Origin of the sequence: Serratia sp. UGAL515B_01, from assembly GCF_033095805.1 — a bacterium.
Taxonomy (GTDB): Bacteria; Pseudomonadota; Gammaproteobacteria; order Enterobacterales; family Enterobacteriaceae; genus Chania.
The window spans coordinates 3,466,592-3,483,241 of sequence record NZ_CP109901.1 but is presented as its reverse complement, the minus strand read 5'-3'; the positions used below and the strand labels follow the sequence as shown (position 1 = coordinate 3,483,241).

Below are 16,650 nucleotides of genomic sequence, written 5' to 3'. Positions count from 1 at the left end.
ATTTTTATTCATTCTTAGGTTCCCAATCTATATTTACCTGTATATACTCACAGCAAGACTGTATAAACAAACAGGGGGCGGAATGAAAGCACTAACTACCAGGCAGCAAGAGGTCTATGACCTGATTCGCGATCATATTTCTCAAACGGGCATGCCACCAACGCGTGCCGAGATCGCAACACGTCTGGGGTTCCGTTCGCCAAATGCTGCTGAAGAACATCTGAAGGCACTGGCCCGTAAAGGTGTCATCGAAATCGTCTCCGGTGCCTCTCGGGGGATTCGCCTGCTGATGGAAGATGAAGAGGGGCTGCCTTTGGTAGGTCGGGTCGCTGCTGGTGAACCTTTACTGGCTCAGCAACATATCGAAGGGCATTACAAAGTTGATCCTTCCCTGTTCAAACCTAATGCAGATTTTCTGCTGCGAGTGAGCGGTATGTCGATGCGTGACATTGGCATTCTGGATGGCGATTTGCTGGCAGTGCATAAAACTCAGGATGTGCGTAACGGCCAGGTGGTCGTCGCCCGTATTGAGGACGAAGTTACTGTAAAACGTCTGAAAAAGCACGGTAACGTTGTTGAGTTACTGCCGGAAAACAGTGAGTTTCAGCCGATAGTGGTTGATCTGCGTCAACAGAATTTCACTATAGAAGGTTTGGCGGTTGGGGTGATCCGTAACGGTGACTGGCTCTAAAGGTTTTACCAGGTATTGGTGCCCACGTTTATCGACCATCTTCTTTCAATGCACAGACAATATACCCAAGTAACTTCAAGATACAGGTAACCAACATCCCTGTAACTTGAAGGGCTGCGTAAACAATGCCGTTACCTGAAAGATAGCAGGGTATATCGTGCAGCCCTAGTGCGATTTCTTTTTTAACTCATCCTTAACTGACCCTGCCTTGAGAACGTACTGCTATGCGCCTGCTTTCTACTTTCACCAGCGATGCCGACAAAGCGCTGTGGCGCCTTGCACTGCCGATGATCTTTTCCAATATTACGGTTCCCTTGCTCGGTTTGGTTGATACAGCCGTTATCGGTCATCTTGACAGCCCGATTTACCTTGGTGGTGTTGCCGTCGGCTCTATGGTGACCAGCTTCCTGTTTATGCTGATGCTATTTTTGCGCATGAGCACTACCGGCCTTGCGGCACAGGCGTTGGGAGCGCAAGACCCACGGAAATTGGCGCGTACTTTTATACAACCATTCTTACTGGCTCTGCTGGCAGGGATGGCTATTGTGGTGTTGCGTACGCCGTTGATCACGCTTGCACTGCATGTAGTCGGTGGCGATAGGGACGTGTTGGCACAAGCAAGACTATTTCTGGAGGTCCGTTGGTTGAGTGCCCCCGCAGCATTAGCCAATATGGTGCTGTTGGGCTGGCTGCTGGGTGTCCAGTATATACGTGCGCCGGTAATTTTACTGATTAGCGGCAATCTGCTGAACATCGTATTGGATATCTGGCTGGTGATGGGACTGGGTTGGAATGTGCAAGGGGCTGCAGCAGCGACGGTTATTGCGGAATATGCAACGCTAATGCTTGGCTTATGGTTATCATTACGGGTATTACGTTTACACGGGATTTCGCTGGCAATATTACTCACAGCTTGGCGTGGTAATCTGCGCCAGCTCTTGGCGCTTAACCGTGACATTATGCTGCGCTCGCTATTACTGCAACTGTGTTTTGCTGCCATTACCCTATTAGGGGCCAGAATGGGAGGGAGCGTGGTGGCGGTCAATGCGGTGCTGATGAATTTGCTGACGTTTACCGCCTACGCGCTGGACGGTTTTGCTTACGCCGTAGAGGCGCACTCGGGTTATGCCTATGGCGCACATGACGATCGTCGATTACGCAAGGTTTGGCATGCCGCTTGTCGGCAAGCGTGCTTGGTTGCCTGTGGTTTTGCCGTCATTTACTTGCTTGCCGGGCAGCAGATCGTGGCTGCATTGACTTCATTGCCTGAGCTTCGTGCGCTGGCTGGCCATTACCTGCCTTGGCAAGTGGTGCTACCTCTGGTGGGTGTTTGGTGTTATTTACTGGACGGCATGTTTATCGGTGCTACCCGTGGTACCGAGATGCGCAACAGTATGGCGGTGGCGGCGATCGGCTATGGTGTTACCCTACTGACCCTGCCTGTATTAGGTAATCATGGTTTATGGTTGGCTTTGACCGTATTTCTGGCACTTCGGGGCATTGTATTGTGGTGGATGTGGCACCGCCATCGTCTTCACGGAACCTGGTTCTCAGCAAGATAATTGCCAATTAATCTGGCCGGTAGAAAGGGAGCATTGATACCTAATCAGGGACCTCATCCCGCATTCGATAACGGGAACATAAGGTGTTCCCGGTCTATTTATTTTTTCTTTGTCACAATGCTGTGATCGTGATTGCAATCGTGTTTATTCTCACAAGCCTCTATTTCAACACAAGGGGAACATAAACCGTGTGCTTCAACCACGCTGTGCCGTAATACGAACCCTGATTCCTGGGCGAGTTTCTGTAATGTTTCTTCCATCCCTTCGGTGGTGCGTTCAGTAACCAGTCCACAACGATCACAGATAAACAGCGCAGATGTGTGCATCGGTTGTTCAAAGTGATGGCATACTACATAGCTGTTGGTTGACTCAACGCGGTGGATAAACCCCTGCTCCAGTAAGAAATCCAGAGCACGGTATACCGTAGGCGGTTTTGCCTGAGGTTCCGCCACACGCAGCAGGTCCAGCAGGTCATAGGCACTGATGGCACCGGGCTGCTCAGCCATCAGGCGTAATACTTCCAGCCGTTGCGGGGTTAGTCGCACGTTGCGCTGCTGACAGAGTTGTTCAGCCTGCGCGAGCAGCTTTTCCTGGTTGGTTGGGTTCATGGCAAATATCCCGATATCCCGGTACGTAAAGAAGTCGATTTTATCATATTTAAGCGCAGTCGCCGAGGGTTGTTCTGTTTCACATGGCTAACGTGTTCTCAACAGACTATTTACAAGTTTTGTCGTATTTCAAATTTGCAATATTTACTGTCGCTATTCACAGCCTATTTTGCTTCAATCAGCCCTCTTTATTCTTGCCTAGATAAATGGTGTTTTTCCCAAGCTCCAAAATTGTCGCTATAATAGCCGCTTAGCGACATCGGTGCTGAGCACCGGTTGTTGAATCCTAGACATTTCAGGTAGCCAGTAACTCAGCATGACGAAAGAAATCAACATTTCCAAATACGCCGCCAATCGTTTCTCCATTGCCCCGATGCTGGACTGGACCGACCGCCACTGCCGTTATTTTCATCGTTTGCTGAGCAAAGAGATACTGTTGTATACCGAAATGGTGACCACCGGCGCGATTATTCACGGCAAAGGGGATTATCTGGCGTACAGCGAAGAAGAGCATCCGGTAGCGTTACAGCTGGGGGGGAGCGACCCCGCGGCACTGGCACACTGTGCCAAACTGGCAGAACAGCGTGGCTATGATGAGATCAATCTTAACGTGGGTTGCCCTTCTGATCGTGTGCAGAACGGTATGTTCGGTGCCTGCTTGATGGGGCAGGCCACGTTGGTGGCGGATTGTGTTAAAGCGATGCGCGATGTCGTATCTATACCGGTTACGGTGAAAACCCGTATTGGTATTGATGAGCAGGATAGTTATGCCTTCTTGTATGATTTTATTGCTACGGTTGCAGGGCGTGGCGAGTGCGATATGTTCACCATTCATGCCCGTAAAGCCTGGCTTTCAGGCCTGAGCCCGAAAGAAAACCGCGAAGTTCCACCGTTGGACTATCCGCGTGTTTATCAGTTAAAACGTGATTTCCCGGCGTTGACTATCGCCATCAACGGCGGGGTGAAAACGTTGGAAGAGGCTAAACAGCATCTGCACCATGTGGATGGTGTGATGATGGGACGTGAGGCGTACCAAAATCCTGGGATACTGGCGCAAGTTGATAGCGAGATATTCGGCAAGCAAAGTGCGGTGATGGATAACGTCGCCATTATCGAAGCACTGTACCCGTATATTGAACGCGAACTGGCGAACGGGACCTATTTGGGCCACATTACCCGCCATATCCTTGGGCTGTTCCAAGGGGTGCCGGGTGCGCGGCAGTGGCGTCGTCATCTGAGTGAAAATGCGCATAAACCGGGGGCTGACGTTCGTGTTGTTGAGCAGGCACTGGCTTTGGTTCGCTCAGCCCGCACTGAAGTGGCCTAATTTGTCATTTATTTGACTAAAATTTGGTTTTTTTGACCAATGACACCATTTGTTGTGGCATTATTGTTATTATTTTTCAATGCGTTAATTTTTTATTCATATTGGCATGCTTCTTGTAATGAACAAGGCAGACACATTGTTTTGCCAAGGAGCAATCTATGTTGGAACTTTTCTTTATTATCGGTTTTGTCGTTATGCTGTTGGTGACTGGGGTCTCTCTGCTGGGCGTCATCGCGGCGTTGTTCGTAGCGGCGGCTTTTATGCTATTAGGCGGATTGTTTGCGATTGTGATCAAATTGTTGCCATGGTTAATCCTGGCAGTAATTGGTGTGTGGATATACCGTTCAATGCAGAAGCCACAAATACGGCGCTATTAAGATTTTTTGCTGTAAAATCAGTCATCCATGCTGAAAATTACAGTGCTGTTTGCCTGCTAGTGCGCTAGGGTTCACACCTTGAGGTTTTTTAAGCAAACATTTTATTTACATTATCTGGCTGTTAGGATGTTTACCTCTGCAGCAATGCGAAGGGTATTATCCCCGCTGGGCATATACTAGCGTTGTTAAAGCAACCCGTAATCTCTTGCGAATTGAGCTCTACCCTTACAAAATGCAGTAATAGAAAGGGCTCCGTGCGGAGCCCTTTTATTGGCTTAAAACCCTGGGATCAGCAGGCAAGATCCGCTGGTTTGGCCACTTTCAAGCAATCCGTGTGCCCGTTGCGCGTCTGAAAGCCCAAATATCTGCTCTTTTTTCACATCAACTCTTATCGCCCCGCTGCCAATCAGCGAGAACAACTCATTACTGGCAAACTGCAATTCCTGGCGGTTGGTGATATAGCCATTGAGCGAGGGGCGGGTGACGTATAATGAGCCTTTCTGATTCAGCAAAGCCAGATCGACACCGGTTACCGGGCCAGAGGCGTTACCGAAGCTGACTAACAACCCCCGACGCTTAAGGCTATTGAGCGAGTCTTGCCAGGTACTTTTCCCGACCGAGTCATAAACCACGCTAACTTTCTCACCGTTGGTTAATTCTTCCACACGTTGAACTATGTTTTCTTTGCGATAGTTAATGGTCGCCCATGCACCTGCTTGTTTCGCCTGTTGTGCTTTTTCTTCAGAACTCACACTGCCAATCAGTTTGGCACCCAAGGCTTTGGCCCACTGGCAGGCGATCAGCCCAACGCCGCCGGCAGCGGCATGGAACAGGAAAATCTCACCGGGTTTAACCTCATAGGTCTGGCGTAACAGATAATGCACGGTTAACCCTTTGAGAAAGGACGCGGCACCCTGCTCAAAGCTGAGGTTGTCAGGCAGGATGGCCACTTTATCCTCCCGAACGTTGTGAATTTCAGAGTAGGCACCCTGAGTGGATTGAGCATAAACGACGCGATCGCCGGGTTTGAGTGTGCTGACGCCTGCTCCCACTTTAGTCACCACACCTGCCGCTTCAGAACCTAGGCCACTGGGGAGTTTTTCCGAGGGGTATAACCCACTTCGTATGTAAGTATCGATAAAGTTGATACCGATCGCTTTGTTCTCTACCTGAACCTCGCCAGTGGCGGGAGCAATAGGGGTAAAATCTACATATTGCAGCACTTCTGGGCCACCCGTGGCGGAGAATTGAATGCGCTTGGCCATGTCGTTACCTCCTTTGACAGTCTGGTTCCAGACTACGCTTTTCAGTATCAGCTATCCAGTTTGCCAATTCACGATTTATCCTTTTTTGCTAAGGGATGCCGCAGGAATCATCGATTAAAATCACGTATACTCTCGCGTCAGGATTTACCCTTCGCAACCGGATAAAGAAAACGCTTCATGGCAGGCAAAAAACCAACCAATAAAACAAACACGTACGAACCCAGAGACCGCCAGATGGAAGGGCTGAAGATGCCGCCACATTCGCTGGAGGCGGAGCAGTCCGTGTTGGGCGGTTTGATGCTGGATAATGAACGTTGGGACAACGTCGCTGAACGCGTGGTCTCCAATGATTTCTTCAGCCGCCCACATCGTCTGATCTTTACCGAGATGCAGCGTCTGTTGGAAATGAACCGCCCGATAGATCTGATCACATTGTCCGAATCGTTGGAACAGAAAGGGGAATTGGAATCAGTGGGGGGGTTTGCCTATCTGGCGGAACTTTCCAAAAATACCCCGAGTGCTGCCAACATCGGTGCTTATGCTGACATTGTGCGCGAACGTGCGGTCGTACGTGAAATGATTTCCGTTGCTAACGAGATTGCCGATGCGGGTTACGATCCGCAGGGGCGCAGTAGCGAGGATTTGCTCGACCTAGCTGAATCTCGGGTATTTCAGATTGCTGAAAACCGTGCCAGTAAAGATGATGGCCCGAAAGGGATCGAACGTATTCTAGAAGATACCGTTGCTCGTATTGAACAACTTTATCAACGCCCACACGATGGCGTAACCGGGGTCTCCACTGGCTATGGGGATTTGGACAAAAAAACGGCTGGTTTGCAGAAGTCGGATTTGATCATTGTCGCAGCGCGTCCTTCGATGGGTAAAACCACGTTCGCTATGAACCTGTGTGAAAACGCTGCGATGATGCAAGATAAACCGGTGCTGATCTTCAGCCTGGAAATGCCCGGCAACCAGCTTATGATGCGTATGTTGGCTTCGTTGTCACGCGTCGATCAGACCCGTATCCGAACCGGTCAGCTTGATGATGAGGATTGGGCGCGAATTTCCAGCACCATGGGGATCTTGCTGGAGAAACGCAATATGTACATCGACGACTCCTCTGGTTTAACGCCGACCGAAGTGCGTTCCCGTGCGCGCCGTATTTTCCGTGAGCATGACGGGCTTAGCCTGATTATGATCGACTATCTGCAATTGATGCGTGTGCCTGCGTTGTCTGATAACCGTACCCTTGAGATTGCCGAAATTTCCCGCTCTCTGAAAGCGTTGGCGAAAGAATTACAGGTTCCGGTAGTCGCATTGTCGCAGTTGAACCGAAGCCTGGAACAACGTGCAGATAAACGCCCGGTTAACTCCGATCTGCGTGAATCAGGCTCTATTGAGCAGGATGCTGACTTGATCATGTTTATCTACCGCGATGAGGTTTATCACGAAAACAGCGATCTCAAAGGAGTTGCTGAAATTATTCTGGGTAAGCAGCGTAATGGCCCTATCGGCACCGTGCGCTTAACCTTTAACGGGCAATGGTCGCGCTTCGATAACTACGCGGGGCCACAATATGATGATGAATAGTCAGCTAAGGAACTGAAATGAAAGCGGCAACTGCTGTAATTGACCGCCGTGCTCTGCGACATAACCTGCAACAGGTGCGCCGTATGGCACCACAAAGCCGCCTGATCGCCGTTGTGAAAGCCAACGCTTATGGACATGGCCTGCTGGAGGCTGCCCACGCGCTGCAAGATGCCGACTGCTATGGCGTGGCGCGTATTGCAGAAGCGTTGATACTCAGAGCTGGCGGCATCATCAAACCGATCCTGCTACTGGAAGGCTTCTTCTGTGCTGAAGATTTGCCCGCATTGGTGGCGAATAATATCGAAACTGTCATCCACAGTATTGAGCAGTTGGAATCGCTGGAACAGGGCGAATTGGCACATCCGTTACGGGTATGGATGAAACTTGATACCGGGATGCATCGCTTGGGGGTTCGCCCTGAGCAGGCCGAAGCATTTTATCAGCGTTTGTGCGCATGCCCTAACGTGGCGCAGCCGGTTAATATCATGAGCCACTTTAGCCGTGCCGACGAACCACAGGTGGATACGACAGAAAAGCAGATCGACTGTTTCGAACGCTTTATCGCTGATAAAGCGGGTCAGAAATCGATTGCGGCTTCCGGTGGGATTTTGCTGTGGCCACAGGCTCATTACGACTGGGTACGCCCTGGCATTATTCTTTATGGTGTCTCCCCATTAGACACGCTATACGCCGATAACTTTGGTCTGCAGCCCGCCATGACGCTTAAATCCAGCCTGATCGCGGTGCGAGAGCATAAAGCGAATGAGCCTGTGGGTTATGGTGGGGTTTGGGTAAGCGAGCGGGATACCCGTCTTGGTGTGGTAGCTATGGGTTATGGTGATGGTTATCCACGCATTGTCTCTCCCGGCACGCCAGTGTGGGTGAATGGCCGTGAAGTGCCGATAGTAGGCCGCGTGTCCATGGATATGATTTCGGTGGATCTGGGGCCAGGTGCAGCTGATAAAGTGGGTGATGAAGTAGTGTTATGGGGCAATCAGTTACCGGTTGAGCGGGTTGCCGCTTTCAGCGGAATGAGTGCTTATGAGTTGATCACCAAACTGACCCAGCGCGTAACGATGGAATACATTGGCGAGTAGCCAGCGGTTTCTCCCCCTCAATTTTTCCAGAAGTGTAACGAGGGGGAGCGAATATCACATCACTTTCTTACCGCCAACCACTGTTCGATAATCTTCTGATACTCCCCACTGGCTTTGCTTAGGTGCAGCCACTGATCGACATACAGTTTCCAACTCATATCGTCGCGCGGCAACATGTACGCTTTCTCACCATATTGCATAGGTTTATCCGGGTTCACCGCACACAGCTTAGGGAATTGTTTTTGTTGATAAAGGGCTTCTGAGGCATCGGTGATCATCACGTCTACTTTGCGATCAACCAATTGCTGGAAAATACCCATATTGTCATGAGATAGCGTCAGGTTAGCCTTGGGCAAGTAGGCTTGAACAAAGGCTTCATTGGTCCCGCCAGCGGGCTCTATCATGCGGACCGAAGGTTTATTAATCTGCTCTAGAGTCCGGTATTTTTTCACATCGGTGCAACGCACCAGCGGTATTTTACCATCGGTATCAAGCCGTTCAGCGAAGAATACCTGTTTCTGGCGTTCCAGAGTGACTGAGATCCCCCCCATAGCGATATCGCATTTCCCTGATACAAAGTCAGGCATCAGGGTTTTCCATGTGGTTTTAACCCACTTCACTTTGGCTCCCATGCTTTTCGCCAGTGACTCGGCCATCTCGATATCAATACCCTCGTAGCTGCCATCTTCTTTCAAGAAGGTATAAGGCTTGTAATCGCCGGTGGTGCAGACCGTCAGCACTTTTTGCTGCAACACCTTATCCAGATTGGATTGTGCACTGGTGCTTCCAACTGCAAGCAGCAAAGCGAGAGGTAATAATTTCTTCATTTGTTATCCCTTTTATACCTGTTGTATTTATTCTCAAGCCATAGTCTAACGTTCATACACGTATTGTTCTGCAATTTGCGAAGGGGCTGAGTTACCCTTTTCATGCAACTCGAATTGTTTAGGGTATATAGTAGATGATGTTCAGAACAACCCAAATCAGGAGAACCAACCCGTGTTCCAGAATGTTGATGCTTATGCAGGTGACCCAATTCTGTCGCTGATGGAAAAATTCAAAAAAGATCCCCGTACTCACAAAGTTAACCTGAGTATCGGCTTGTATTATAACGAGCAGGGGATTATTCCGCAGATGAGGGCGGTGGCTGCCGCAGAAGCCCAGCTTAACAGTATTGAGCACGGCGCATCAGTCTATCTGCCAATGGAAGGCTTACAGCCCTACCGCAATGCGATCCAGCAACTGTTGTTCGGTGCCGAGCATACCATGTTGCAACAGGGTCGTATCGCCACGATCCAAACCATTGGTGGCTCAGGTGCGCTGAAAGTCGGTGCTGATTTCCTAAAGAGTTACTTCCCGGATTCACAGGTATGGGTCAGCGACCCTACCTGGGAAAACCACGTGGCAATCTTCTCTGGTGCCGGTTTTAAGGTGAATACCTATCCCTATTTTGATAGTGAAAACCTAGGGGTGAAATTTGACGCCATGCTGGACACGTTGAAAACGCTGCCAGCCAGAAGCATTGTGCTATTGCACCCTTGTTGTCACAACCCGACTGGCTCCGATCTTACAGCTACCCAATGGGATCTGGTGGTTGAAGCGCTCGCTGAACGTGAATTGATCCCATTCCTCGACATTGCTTATCAAGGTTTTGGTGGCGGGATTGAGCAGGATGTCTACGCTATCCGCGCTATTGCGGCGGCGGGCCTGCCAAGCCTGGTGAGCAACTCATTCTCGAAAATATTCTCGCTTTACGGTGAGCGCGTTGGTGGGCTATCCGTGTTGTGTGAAAGCAGTGATGCTGCCGAGCGTGTGCTTGGGCAACTGAAAGCCACTGTGCGTCGTAACTACTCCAGCCCACCGAATTTTGGTGCGCAAGTTGTGGCAAAAGTATTGAATGACCCACAACTGAAGGCCGAGTGGTTGGCTGAAGTCGAGTCCATGCGCACCCGTATCCTGGAAATGCGTAAGGTGCTGGTAGAGACCTTGAAGAGTGCCTTGCCGCAGCGTAATTTTGATTACCTGCTGGAACAACGCGGGATGTTCAGTTACACCGGTTTCAGTGCGGCGCAGGTTGATCGCCTGCGTGAGGAGTTTGGTGTCTACCTGATCCACAGTGGGCGGATGTGCGTGGCTGGCCTCAATCATAACAACGTGCATCAGGTAGCAGAGGCGTTTGCGGCTGTTCAGTAAATGAGAACGACCCCATCCATTGACTCAGAGAAAATGACCGTGAACAAACAGCAACTGATGGATTATTGCCTTACCAAACCGGGCAGTGAACACGACTATCAGAATGATTGGCAGGCAGATCGTGTCAGAGTTGCCGACAAAATGTTTGCATTGTTCGGTGAAGCCTATGGTCGACCTGTGATCTCGCTAAAATGTGGGGTAGAACTCGCGGAACAACTGCGTGGGCAACATGCAGAAATTATCCCAGGCTACTATCTCAATAAAGCGCATTGGAACAGCATTTTCTTGGATGGTGCACTACCAGATTCTCAGTTTTATCGGTTGATCGATATTTCTTACCAATTGGTCACGGCGGGTTTATCGAAGAAAAAACGCCAAGAACTGGGTATCTGAAAGTAAAGCCCCTCTCCTGCCGTTGGTCAGGAGAGGGGCAGCTCTAAATCATTCGAGTTGCATGTCAAAAACGCCATGCGTTTTTGAACAGTGTTTGTGCTGGCCCCAAAACGCAGGCAACTTGAAGTATGATGAATAAGATCATTTTTTATGCAAAATTGGCTTCAGGAAACGCGCAGTGTGTGACGTTTTGCAGCCCGCTACGGTTTCTGGTGTGCCAGACACCAAGATCTCGCCACCACCACTCCCCCCCTCTGGCCCCAGATCGACAATCCAGTCCGCTGTTTTAATGACGTCCAGATTGTGTTCAATGACGACGATAGTATTGCCTTGATCGCGCAGCTGATGCAGAACCGCCAGTAACTGTTGGATATCGGCGAAATGCAGGCCTGTGGTTGGTTCATCAAGGATATACAGAGTCTGGCCTGTGCCGCGTTTCGACAGTTCGCGTGCCAGTTTCACACGCTGCGCCTCACCACCGGAAAGGGTAGTTGCCGACTGCCCCAGACGGATGTAAGAGAGCCCTACCTCCATCAGCGTTTGCAGTTTACGCGCCAGTGCAGGTACCGCATCGAAGAAATCACGAGCCTCTTCAATGGTCATATCCAGCACTTCGTGGATATTTTTACCTTTGTACTTCACCTCCAACGTTTCGCGATTATAGCGCTTCCCTTTGCACTGATCGCAGGGTACGTAGATATCCGGCAGGAAGTGCATCTCTACCTTGATCACGCCGTCGCCCTGGCAGGCTTCACAACGGCCTCCCTTCACGTTAAAGCTGAATCGGCCAGGTGTGTAACCACGGGTGCGGGATTCCGGTACGCCAGCAAACAGTTCACGTACTGGCGTAAAGATCCCGGTATAGGTTGCAGGGTTGGAACGCGGTGTGCGACCAATCGGACTCTGATCGATGTCGATCACCTTGTCGAAGTGCTCCAGCCCAGTCACTTCACGGTAAGGTGATGGTTCGGCAATGGTCGCTCCGTTGAGCTGACGCTGGGCAATAGGAAAAAGCGTATCGTTGATCAGCGTTGATTTGCCTGAACCAGAAACACCGGTAATACAGGTAAACAGCCCCACGGGCAGCGTCAGTGTGACATCTTTGAGGTTATTGCCACGAGCACCGCTCAGCTTCAGCACTTTAGCCGGGTCTGCTGGTACGCGTTGTGCCGGGATAGCGATTTCGCGTTTGCCGCTAAGGAACTGGCCTGTCAATGAGTCTGGCTCTGCCATGATGTCTTCAACGGTGCCTTCCGCAACCACTTGCCCACCGTGCACACCGGCACCGGGACCAATATCGATCACATGATCGGCGGCGCGGATCGCGTCTTCATCGTGTTCAACCACAATCACGGTATTACCCAGATTGCGCAGATGGATCAGAGTCTCTAACAGGCGCTCATTATCGCGCTGGTGCAAGCCGATGGAAGGTTCATCCAGCACGTACATCACACCTACCAAACCTGCGCCGATCTGGCTGGCCAGACGGATACGCTGAGCTTCACCCCCAGAGAGTGTCTCAGCAGAACGCGATAGGGAAAGGTAGTTCAAGCCGACATTGACCAGGAACTTCAGGCGATCGCCAATCTCTTTCAGCACTTTTTCGGCGATCTGTGCGCGTTGGCCGCTCAGTTTCATGTTCTGGAAGAATGTCATCGCGTGGCCGATACTCAGATCTGAAATCTCAGGTAACGTTGTATCTTCCACGAACACGTTACGTGCTTCTTCACGCAGGCGTGTGCCATGGCATGAGGCGCAAGGGCGGTTACTGATAAATTTGGCCAGTTCTTCCCGCACAGCGCTGGATTCTGTCTCTTTGTAACGGCGTTCCATATTGTGCAGTACACCCTCAAACGGATGACGGCGCACGGTGGTATCACCACGATCGTTAATGTATTTGAATTCGATTGATTCTTTGCCTGAGCCGCTGAGCACGGCTTTTTGTACGCTGGCACTCAGACTGCTGAATGGCGCTTCTACATCAAATTCATAGTGCTCAGCCAATGAACGCAGCATCTGGAAATAATAGAAATTGCGACGATCCCAACCACGAATAGCGCCGCCGGCAAGAGACAGGTCGGGATTTTGTACCACACGTTCAGGATCGAAAAACTGCTGCACACCTAGCCCATCACAGGTTGGACAGGCTCCCGCCGGGTTGTTGAATGAGAACAGTCGCGGTTCCAATTCACGCATGCTGTAACCACAGGTTGGGCAGGCAAAATTGGCAGAGAACAGCAGTTCTTCTGCTTTTTCGTCATCCATGTCGGCAACGATGGCCGTTCCGCCTGAGAGTTCTAGCGCAGTTTCAAAAGACTCGGCCAGGCGCTGTGCCAAATCGTCACGAACTTTGAAACGGTCCACTACCACTTCAATAGTGTGTTTCTTTTGCAGTTCCAGCTTAGGTGGATCGGAGAGATCGCACACCTCGCCGTCAATACGTGCACGGATATATCCTTGGGCTGCCAGGTTTTCCAACGTCTTGGTGTGTTCACCCTTACGATCTTTTACCACTGGAGCCAGTAACATCAGGCGTTTGCCTTCCGGCTGGTTGAGTACGTTATCCACCATCTGGCTGACCGTTTGTGCCGCCAGAGTAACATGGTGATCCGGGCAGCGTGGTTCACCGACTCGGGCAAACAGCAGACGCAGATAGTCGTGGATTTCGGTGATAGTACCCACGGTGGAGCGCGGGTTGTGTGAGGTCGATTTTTGCTCAATAGAAATCGCTGGCGAAAGACCTTCAATATGGTCGACGTCCGGTTTTTCCATCAGCGAAAGAAATTGCCGCGCGTAAGCAGAGAGAGATTCGACGTAACGCCGTTGCCCTTCGGCATACAGTGTATCAAAGGCCAATGAGGACTTGCCTGAACCCGACAGACCGGTAACAACGATCAGTTTGTCACGCGGAATAATAAGATTGATGTTTTTGAGATTATGGGTTCGAGCACCACGAACTTCGATATTGTCCATTTACACTTCCCGTCTTGATGATACACCACGCCTGTCTCCGTTTCTTAACGAGCGAATTTGTGATTTTACCCGCAAAAACGACACTGTCAGGACGAAACGCATAATTATGACACAAGTAAACCTGAATGAATATCCAGTATGGATATGTAAGGAGGTCGATTGTAGAAGCAATTTTGGAAGGAACTTCGCAGGTATAATCTAGGCGTATGACATGCTACAATTTACGGTTTAGACTAGGCTGTGTCCCTTAATTGCACGCGAGCGGCGCTTGTTGTCATGTACGCGCAGGGCAAGATGGAAGCCTCGCTGTTTGTAGGCCTAACAAGTGGTGAACAACGTGGCAATGCCCCGGTCTGAAGGTGTGCGTGCCAAAAGCCTGTATTCTATGTCGGGCTTGAACAAAGGCAATTCTGTCATTCACCCCGTCTCGATGACGGTTTTTTGGGCTGCGACGTTACCACGGTAATTAAGGCACACAGCTTAAGCAAAATGTGGTTTTTATCCACTTAATGATTCATCAGGAGATTGAATATGGCCAGCAGAGGCGTAAACAAAGTAATCTTGGTCGGAAATCTGGGCCAAGACCCTGAAGTCCGCTACATGCCTAACGGTGGTGCTGTTGCCAACATTACCCTGGCGACCTCAGAGAGCTGGCGTGACAAAGTGACCGGCGAGCAGAAAGAAAAAACGGAATGGCACCGTGTTGTGTTGTTTGGCAAGCTGGCGGAAGTGGCGGGTGAATACTTGCGTAAAGGTTCTCAAGTTTATATTGAGGGTGCGTTGCAGACGCGTAAATGGACCGATCAGGCAGGTGTAGAAAAGTACACTACCGAAGTCGTAGTTAATGTGGGCGGTACCATGCAGATGTTGGGTGGCCGTCAGGGGGGGGGAGCCCCGGCAGGTGGTGGTCAGCCAGCAGGCGGCCAACAGGGGGGTTGGGGGCAGCCTCAGCAGCCGCAAAGTAGCAGCCAGTTCAGCGGTGGTGGCCAGCAGCAGGCCCGCCCAGCTCAAAACAGCGCGCCAGCGGCCGGTAATGAACCCCCAATGGACTTTGACGACGATATTCCGTTCTAAAATACGCCATAGATTTTTTGTAAAGTATAGTGTCCTTAAGCCCCGTTATGCGGGGCTTTCCTGTTTTTTGTAGGCTACAAAAGTGTGAAAAGCGCTTTCGTTGTTTTCAGGATACTTTTTAACTCTATAAAAGAGTTAGAGGCGAAATATATCAGTATCCAGAAAGACCACAGATGAGGTTAATGACATCATTTGGTCCTTTCCCCGTCTGAAATACAAGAAAGCCCCTCGAGGTAACGCCGTTAACATTATCTCGCGGGGCTTAGTTTATTTTGTCAGTGAATGTGCTGACGATCAGTTGAAGATTTCTGCGGTGCCGTACATTTTGTTTTTCCCACCAGCAGCAATAATGCGGTAGGAGCTGGCACCCGCTGCCTCGGCTTTGCTTGCCAGTTCGGCTTCCAGAGCACTCAGGTTGTTCGCACCACTTACAGATACCACACCGATTTTATGTGCGCCAGCAGCGGGCTGGTTGCTTAATTGGTCTGCGGCAATGCTAGCGAAAGAAGCAGAAGCTAGAATAAAAGCAGTAGCAAAAATTTTGATGTTTTTCATGGTCAAATCCTCAGAGTTTATATTAGGTGAGAGGCTGTATCCTCTCGATGTGTTAAATACTAGGCTAAATATAGCCAATAGAAAATCGAGGTGTTTTGAGTGTTTCATTCAAATAAATTGATGATCGTGTCTGAGGTAAACCGGTTTGGCAGGAGACCAGGAGGCAACTACCTTTAATGCAAGTATTGTTACCGGAGAAAACCCATGATTACCCTTCATCATCTCAATAATTCCCGTTCACAACGCATCCTATGGTTCTTGGAAGAATTGGGTGTTCCGTATCAAATCCAGCGTTACCAGCGCGACAGCCTTACGATGCTTGCACCAGTGGAATTGCAAAAAATCCATCCTTTAGGAAAGTCTCCCGTGCTCGTTGATGGGGATCTTACACTCGCGGAATCGGGGGCCATTATTGAGTATTTGCAGGAAGTTTATGATGAACAGGAGGTATTCAAACCGACCGATCTCCGTGCTCGTCAGGAGTATCGTTATTGGCTGCATTATGCTGAAGGTTCGTTAATGCCTCTGTTGGTAATGAAACTGGTGCTCAACCGGTTAGGACTCCCACCCGTCCCATGGGTGATCCGTCCGCTTGCAGGTGCTATTGGCAAAGGCGTACAAAAGGGGTATTTGGATAAACAGATTGCTACCCATCGCAACTATCTTGAGCAACACCTGAATAAAAGTGCCTGGTTTGTCGGCAATGCGTTTAGCGCAGCAGATATTCAAATGAGTTTTCCACTAGAGGCGATGGCTGGACGAGGTGGGTTGGATGAATGTCCGCAGTTACAAAATTTTCTGCAGCGTGTTCATGCTCGTCCCGCCTATCAGCGAGCGCTGGAACAGGGTGGGCCATTTATTATGCCGGAATAAACCTTTCCTTGGACATCGATAACGATGTTTAGTAGGGGCTTAGAGCTGTTTTAACCAAGCACGGGTTTCCTG

15 protein-coding genes are annotated in these 16,650 nt (G+C 50.2%); 10 read left to right on the top strand and 5 right to left on the bottom strand.

The window, feature by feature from the left end:
- Nucleotides 1-82: 82 nt before the first annotated feature.
- Both lexA and dinF read left to right on the top strand, forming a co-directional pair.
- The gene (gene lexA / locus OK023_RS15705; protein ID WP_317693617.1) at nucleotides 83-691 is read left to right on the top strand and encodes a transcriptional repressor LexA; all 609 of its coding nucleotides are present in this window, start codon (nucleotides 83-85) and stop codon (nucleotides 689-691) included.
- A gap of 224 nt (nucleotides 692-915) precedes the next feature.
- Complete coding sequence (dinF, locus tag OK023_RS15700) at nucleotides 916-2,253, top strand: MATE family efflux transporter DinF (protein WP_317693616.1); 1,338 nt, start codon at nucleotides 916-918, stop codon at nucleotides 2,251-2,253.
- A 98-nt stretch (nucleotides 2,254-2,351) separates the two neighbouring features.
- Here the strand turns inward: dinF and zur are convergent, their stop codons facing one another.
- Nucleotides 2,352-2,861 carry a zinc uptake transcriptional repressor Zur gene (gene zur / locus OK023_RS15695; protein ID WP_317693615.1) on the bottom strand — a complete coding sequence of 170 codons (510 nt, stop codon included), beginning with the start codon at nucleotides 2,859-2,861 and terminating at the stop codon, nucleotides 2,352-2,354.
- Between the two features lie 316 nt (nucleotides 2,862-3,177).
- On the opposite strand from zur, the gene dusA reads away from it, so the two are divergent.
- Nucleotides 3,178-4,188, top strand: coding sequence for a tRNA dihydrouridine(20/20a) synthase DusA (dusA, locus tag OK023_RS15690; protein ID WP_317693614.1), 1,011 nt, complete (start codon nucleotides 3,178-3,180; stop codon nucleotides 4,186-4,188).
- Between the two features lie 158 nt (nucleotides 4,189-4,346).
- On the top strand, nucleotides 4,347-4,565 hold the full coding sequence (pspG, locus tag OK023_RS15685) for an envelope stress response protein PspG (RefSeq protein WP_317693613.1): 219 nt from the start codon (nucleotides 4,347-4,349) through the stop codon (nucleotides 4,563-4,565).
- A 275-nt stretch (nucleotides 4,566-4,840) separates the two neighbouring features.
- Here the strand turns inward: pspG and OK023_RS15680 are convergent, their stop codons facing one another.
- Nucleotides 4,841-5,830: a quinone oxidoreductase gene (locus OK023_RS15680; protein ID WP_317693612.1), complete on the bottom strand. Its 990-nt coding sequence runs from the start codon at nucleotides 5,828-5,830 to the stop codon at nucleotides 4,841-4,843.
- Between the two features lie 177 nt (nucleotides 5,831-6,007).
- Between OK023_RS15680 and dnaB the strand changes: the two genes are divergently transcribed.
- On the top strand, nucleotides 6,008-7,420 hold the full coding sequence (dnaB, locus tag OK023_RS15675; RefSeq protein ID WP_317693611.1) for a replicative DNA helicase: 1,413 nt from the start codon (nucleotides 6,008-6,010) through the stop codon (nucleotides 7,418-7,420).
- 17 nt (nucleotides 7,421-7,437) lie between these two features.
- A complete protein-coding gene (gene alr, locus OK023_RS15670; protein ID WP_317693610.1) occupies nucleotides 7,438-8,517 on the top strand; it encodes an alanine racemase in 1,080 nt (359 codons plus the stop codon).
- Nucleotides 8,518-8,576: 59 nt separating this feature from the next.
- Here alr and OK023_RS15665 read toward each other — a convergent pair whose 3' ends face one another.
- Nucleotides 8,577-9,344, bottom strand: a complete 768-nt coding sequence (locus OK023_RS15665) for a transporter substrate-binding domain-containing protein (protein WP_317693609.1) — start codon at nucleotides 9,342-9,344, stop codon at nucleotides 8,577-8,579.
- A 172-nt stretch (nucleotides 9,345-9,516) separates the two neighbouring features.
- Here OK023_RS15665 and OK023_RS15660 point away from each other — a divergent pair, with 172 nt between their 5' ends.
- Entirely contained in the window at nucleotides 9,517-10,710 is a 1,194-nt protein-coding gene (locus OK023_RS15660) for an amino acid aminotransferase (protein WP_317693608.1), read from the top strand.
- Between the two features lie 39 nt (nucleotides 10,711-10,749).
- Nucleotides 10,750-11,103, top strand: a complete 354-nt coding sequence (locus OK023_RS15655) for an MmcQ/YjbR family DNA-binding protein (RefSeq protein WP_317693607.1) — start codon at nucleotides 10,750-10,752, stop codon at nucleotides 11,101-11,103.
- A gap of 141 nt (nucleotides 11,104-11,244) precedes the next feature.
- Here OK023_RS15655 and uvrA read toward each other — a convergent pair whose 3' ends face one another.
- Complete coding sequence (gene uvrA / locus OK023_RS15650; RefSeq protein WP_317693606.1) at nucleotides 11,245-14,076, bottom strand: excinuclease ABC subunit UvrA; 2,832 nt, start codon at nucleotides 14,074-14,076, stop codon at nucleotides 11,245-11,247.
- 531 nt (nucleotides 14,077-14,607) lie between these two features.
- Between uvrA and OK023_RS15645 the strand changes: the two genes are divergently transcribed.
- A complete protein-coding gene (locus tag OK023_RS15645; RefSeq protein ID WP_317693605.1) occupies nucleotides 14,608-15,150 on the top strand; it encodes a single-stranded DNA-binding protein in 543 nt (180 codons plus the stop codon).
- Nucleotides 15,151-15,444: 294 nt separating this feature from the next.
- Here the strand turns inward: OK023_RS15645 and bhsA are convergent, their stop codons facing one another.
- Nucleotides 15,445-15,705 (bottom strand): multiple stress resistance protein BhsA, encoded by a 261-nt coding sequence (bhsA, locus tag OK023_RS15640; protein ID WP_317693604.1) that lies wholly within the window; start codon nucleotides 15,703-15,705, stop codon nucleotides 15,445-15,447.
- Between the two features lie 204 nt (nucleotides 15,706-15,909).
- Between bhsA and OK023_RS15635 the strand changes: the two genes are divergently transcribed.
- Complete coding sequence (locus OK023_RS15635; RefSeq protein WP_317693603.1) at nucleotides 15,910-16,578, top strand: glutathione S-transferase; 669 nt, start codon at nucleotides 15,910-15,912, stop codon at nucleotides 16,576-16,578.
- Nucleotides 16,579-16,650: the final 72 nt, after the last annotated feature.

Coding starts and splice junctions, on each gene's coding strand:
- zur (WP_317693615.1), bottom strand. CDS start 2,861: ATGAACCCAACCAACCAGGAAAAGCTGCTCGCGCAGGCTGAACAACTC.
- dnaB (WP_317693611.1), top strand. CDS start 6,008: ATGGCAGGCAAAAAACCAACCAATAAAACAAACACGTACGAACCCAGA.
- dusA (WP_317693614.1), top strand. CDS start 3,178: ATGACGAAAGAAATCAACATTTCCAAATACGCCGCCAATCGTTTCTCC.
- OK023_RS15635 (WP_317693603.1), top strand. CDS start 15,910: ATGATTACCCTTCATCATCTCAATAATTCCCGTTCACAACGCATCCTA.
- OK023_RS15680 (WP_317693612.1), bottom strand. CDS start 5,830: ATGGCCAAGCGCATTCAATTCTCCGCCACGGGTGGCCCAGAAGTGCTG.
- pspG (WP_317693613.1), top strand. CDS start 4,347: ATGTTGGAACTTTTCTTTATTATCGGTTTTGTCGTTATGCTGTTGGTG.
- bhsA (WP_317693604.1), bottom strand. CDS start 15,705: ATGAAAAACATCAAAATTTTTGCTACTGCTTTTATTCTAGCTTCTGCT.
- uvrA (WP_317693606.1), bottom strand. CDS start 14,076: ATGGACAATATCGAAGTTCGTGGTGCTCGAACCCATAATCTCAAAAAC.
- dinF (WP_317693616.1), top strand. CDS start 916: ATGCGCCTGCTTTCTACTTTCACCAGCGATGCCGACAAAGCGCTGTGG.
- alr (WP_317693610.1), top strand. CDS start 7,438: ATGAAAGCGGCAACTGCTGTAATTGACCGCCGTGCTCTGCGACATAAC.
- OK023_RS15645 (WP_317693605.1), top strand. CDS start 14,608: ATGGCCAGCAGAGGCGTAAACAAAGTAATCTTGGTCGGAAATCTGGGC.
- OK023_RS15665 (WP_317693609.1), bottom strand. CDS start 9,344: ATGAAGAAATTATTACCTCTCGCTTTGCTGCTTGCAGTTGGAAGCACC.
- lexA (WP_317693617.1), top strand. CDS start 83: ATGAAAGCACTAACTACCAGGCAGCAAGAGGTCTATGACCTGATTCGC.